Raw genomic sequence first — 3,368 nt, 5'->3', positions numbered from 1 at the left:
TGATCTTGATCGACAGCATTGTCAGCGTGACCACGACACACAGTGACAACGCGCCGATCGTGACCGAGGTGGCGATCGCGCTCGCCAGTCGGGACGGGACTGCTGGCGCGGGGCGGCTCTTGGAGCCGGCCGTGCCGGGCGACCATGTCATGGTCCAAATCCTCACATGCGCGGGCGAATCACCCACGTTGTCTGCTGGAGGATTCGCAATCGTCGCTGGCAATATTGCGGCGGCGACCGTGCGAAAAATGGCAAAATCACGGCGTAGTGGGAGGTTTTGCCCGTAATTTTACGGGCTATACCCGGAATTCCCGCTATTCAGGTCCCTGCGGCGATGCCCGCGGTGTCGTCGATTTCGGCCACCTGTCGCCAGTCCATCGCGACGAAGCCGGGCACGTGCTCGACCCGCCTGAGCCAGGCGCGGATCGCCGGAAAGGTGGCGAGGTCGAAATCGCAGCGGTCGGCGAGGTGGGTGTAGCCGTAGAGCGCGATGTCGGCGACCGTGAGCTGGTCGGCGGCGAAGAAGCGCGCGATCTTGAGATGGTTCTCCATCACTTGCAGCGCGGCATAGCCTCGCTCCATCCAATCCTCCAGCGCGTGGGTCTGGAGGTCGCGGCCGCCCTTCACCAGCGACAGCCAGAAATAGGCCGCGCCGATATTCGGCTCCAGCGCATGCTGTTCGAAGAACATCCACTGCAGCGCCTCCGCCCGGTCGATCACCGACTCCGGCGCGAGCGGCGTGCCGCCGGCGACATACCAGAGGATGGCGTTGGATTCGGCGAGATAGCGTCCGTTCTCGACTTCGAGCAGCGGCACCTGGCCGCTTGGGTTCTTCGCCAGAAACTCCGGCGTGCGGCTCTCGCCGCGCAGGATGTCGATCTCGATAGCCTCGTAGGGCGTATTCAGCAGCGCCAGCGCAAGGCGAACCTTGTAGCTGTTGCCGGAGCGCTGCATCGAATAGAGCTTGTACATCTTGCCCGAGTTCACCAATCGAAGGGCGTTAGCGGCAGTTGGCGCCGCAAACGCAACCCCACAATGATGCCGATGGGGGTGCGTCGCAAGACCTGCAGGATGGAAAAAGTCGAAAACCGCTCCCGCAACGCACGCGTGCAGAATGATTCCATTGGCACAGTAACGATCACGCCTCTGCTATCAGGTGATCACAGCGGGTCTGATCGAGGGTGTGCGAAGTAAAGCTGCGGCAAAAGTGCCGAGGAAACCCTGCTTTTCGCTTGCCGCTGCACCGCAACAGTCCTAGAAAAGGGCGTGCGCCGTTGTGCGTTCTTTCCACCAAAATTTGGAGACGATGATGTCCTTCCTGTCCGCTGCGCTTGACCGTGTGAAGCCGTCCGCGACGATCGCGGTCACGGATAAAGCACGCGCGCTGAAAGCGGCGGGCCGCAATGTCATCGGGCTGGGTGCCGGCGAGCCGGACTTCGATACGCCTGCCAACATCAAGCTGGCGGCGATCCATGCGATCGAGGCCGGCAAGACCAAGTACACCGATGTCGGCGGCATTCCCGAGCTGAAGGAGGCGATCATCGCCAAGTTCGAGCGCGAGAACGGCCTCAGCTACAAGCCGAACCAGGTGATCGTCGGCACCGGCGGCAAGCAGGTGCTCTACAACGCGCTGATGGCGACCATCAATCCGGGCGATGAGGTCATCATTCCCGCGCCCTATTGGGTGAGCTATCCGGAAATGGTCGCGCTCGCCGGCGGTGAATCGGTGCCGGTGGTGTGCACGGCCGAGCGCGGCTTCAAGCTCAGCGCAGAGGATCTGGAAAAGGCGATCACGCCGAAGACCAAATGGATCATCCTCAACTCGCCGTCGAACCCGACCGGCGCCGCCTATACCCGCGCCGAACTGAAGGCGATCACCGATGTGCTGGTGAAGCATCCGCATGTCTGGGTGATGACCGACGACATGTACGAGCACCTCGTCTATGACGACTTCGCCTTCACCACGCCGGCGCAGATCGAGCCGAAGCTCTACGACCGCACGCTGACGGTGAACGGCGTCTCCAAGGCCTATTGCATGACCGGTTGGCGCATCGGCTATGCCGGCGGCCCTGCGCAGCTCATCAAGGCGATGGCGACGATCCAGTCGCAGTCGACCTCGAACCCGTCGTCGATCTCGCAGTGGGCCGCCGTCGAAGCGCTCAACGGTCCGCAGGATTTCATTCCCGTGAACAACAAGGTGTTCAAGGAACGGCGCGACCTCGTGGTTTCGATGCTGAACCAGGCGACCGGCATCGACTGCCCGCGGCCGGAAGGCGCGTTCTACGTCTATCCGTCCTGCGCCGGCACGATCGGCAAGACATCGCCGAGCGGCAAGGTGATCGAGAACGACGAGGACTTCGTCACCGAACTGCTGGAGAGCGAGGGTGTCGCGGTCGTGCACGGTTCGGCCTTCGGCCTCGGCCCGGCGTTCCGCATCTCCTACGCCACCAAGACCTCGGATCTCGAGGATGCCTGCAAGCGCATCCAGCGCTTCTGCGGCAATCTGCGATAGTCCGATCGGTCGAGCGAGAATGAGAGGCCCGCGCAAGCGAGCCTTTTTATTGTTCTTGAAGATGACGGAGCGCAACTTGGTTGCGCCGCCAATCTGGTACTGCCTTGAAGCTTGTGGCATAGACGAGCACGCGCCGCGGGCGGGCGCGATCCTTCGTTTCACCTCACGTCACATCTTTTCAGCCGGAGATATCTTCATGCGTCGCTTCGTTCTTCGCGCGGGCACGGCCATCGTCATGCTCGCATCCGTCATCACCGGCGCCAGCGCGCAGCAGCCGGAGCGCGTGCGGGTTGGGGTCCTGGAATGTCGCGGCGGCGCCAGCGTCGGCTTCATCGTGGGATCGGTCACCCATCTCGGCTGCGTGCTGCGCGCCGAGGGCGTGCCGGAGGACCGCTACATCGCGACGATCCAGAAGGTGGGCCTCGATATCGGCATCACCGAGGAGACGGCGCTGGCCTGGGGCGTCTACGCGCCGGTCTCGCGGATCGGGCCTGGTGACCTCTCCGGCAATTATGCGGGCGCGCAGGGCAGCGCGACGCTCGGCGTCGGTGTCGGCGGCAACGTGCTGGTCGGCGGCTCCAACAATTCGATCGCGCTGCAGCCGCTGAGCCTGCAGGGCCAGGTCGGCCTCAACGTGGCCGCCGGCCTAGCGAGCCTGGAACTCCGGCCGGGGCGCTAAGGCCAGTGCCGTAGGGTGGGCAAAGCGAAGCGTGCCCACTCTACGACTTTAACGAAGACACATGCGCGATGCCAGTTGATGTGCCCTCGCCCCTTGTGGGAGAGGGCAGCTCAGACGCGGGCCACCGACACGTTTGGGTGAGGGGTTCTCTCCACGAGCGCTGTCACTCGCGGAGAC

General features: G+C 63.5%; 3 protein-coding genes. 2 read left to right on the top strand and 1 reads right to left on the bottom strand.

What is annotated here, in order from left to right:
- Window positions 1-318: 318 nt before the first annotated feature.
- Complete coding sequence (locus CWO89_RS42160; protein ID WP_130584120.1) at window positions 319-972, bottom strand: glutathione S-transferase family protein; 654 nt, start codon at window positions 970-972, stop codon at window positions 319-321.
- A 337-nt stretch (window positions 973-1,309) separates the two neighbouring features.
- Here CWO89_RS42160 and CWO89_RS42155 point away from each other — a divergent pair, with 337 nt between their 5' ends.
- Both CWO89_RS42155 and CWO89_RS42150 read left to right on the top strand, forming a co-directional pair.
- Window positions 1,310-2,512, top strand: a complete 1,203-nt coding sequence (locus tag CWO89_RS42155) for a pyridoxal phosphate-dependent aminotransferase (RefSeq protein WP_130584119.1) — start codon at window positions 1,310-1,312, stop codon at window positions 2,510-2,512.
- Between the two features lie 196 nt (window positions 2,513-2,708).
- Window positions 2,709-3,191 (top strand): DUF992 domain-containing protein, encoded by a 483-nt coding sequence (locus CWO89_RS42150; RefSeq protein WP_130584118.1) that lies wholly within the window; start codon window positions 2,709-2,711, stop codon window positions 3,189-3,191.
- The last annotated feature ends 177 nt before the right edge of the window (window positions 3,192-3,368 follow it).

It is taken from the genome of Bradyrhizobium sp. Leo170, from assembly GCF_004296405.1.
Taxonomy (GTDB): Bacteria; Pseudomonadota; Alphaproteobacteria; order Rhizobiales; family Xanthobacteraceae; genus Bradyrhizobium.
The sequence above is the reverse complement of the archived record's forward strand: the minus strand, read 5'-3'. Positions and strand labels throughout refer to the sequence as shown.

Bases quoted from the DNA above. Each gene is read 5' to 3' on its own strand.
- CWO89_RS42160 (WP_130584120.1), bottom strand. From the start codon at position 972: ATGTACAAGCTCTATTCGATGCAGCGCTCCGGCAACAGCTACAAGGTT.
- CWO89_RS42155 (WP_130584119.1), top strand. From the start codon at position 1,310: ATGTCCTTCCTGTCCGCTGCGCTTGACCGTGTGAAGCCGTCCGCGACG.
- CWO89_RS42150 (WP_130584118.1), top strand. From the start codon at position 2,709: ATGCGTCGCTTCGTTCTTCGCGCGGGCACGGCCATCGTCATGCTCGCA.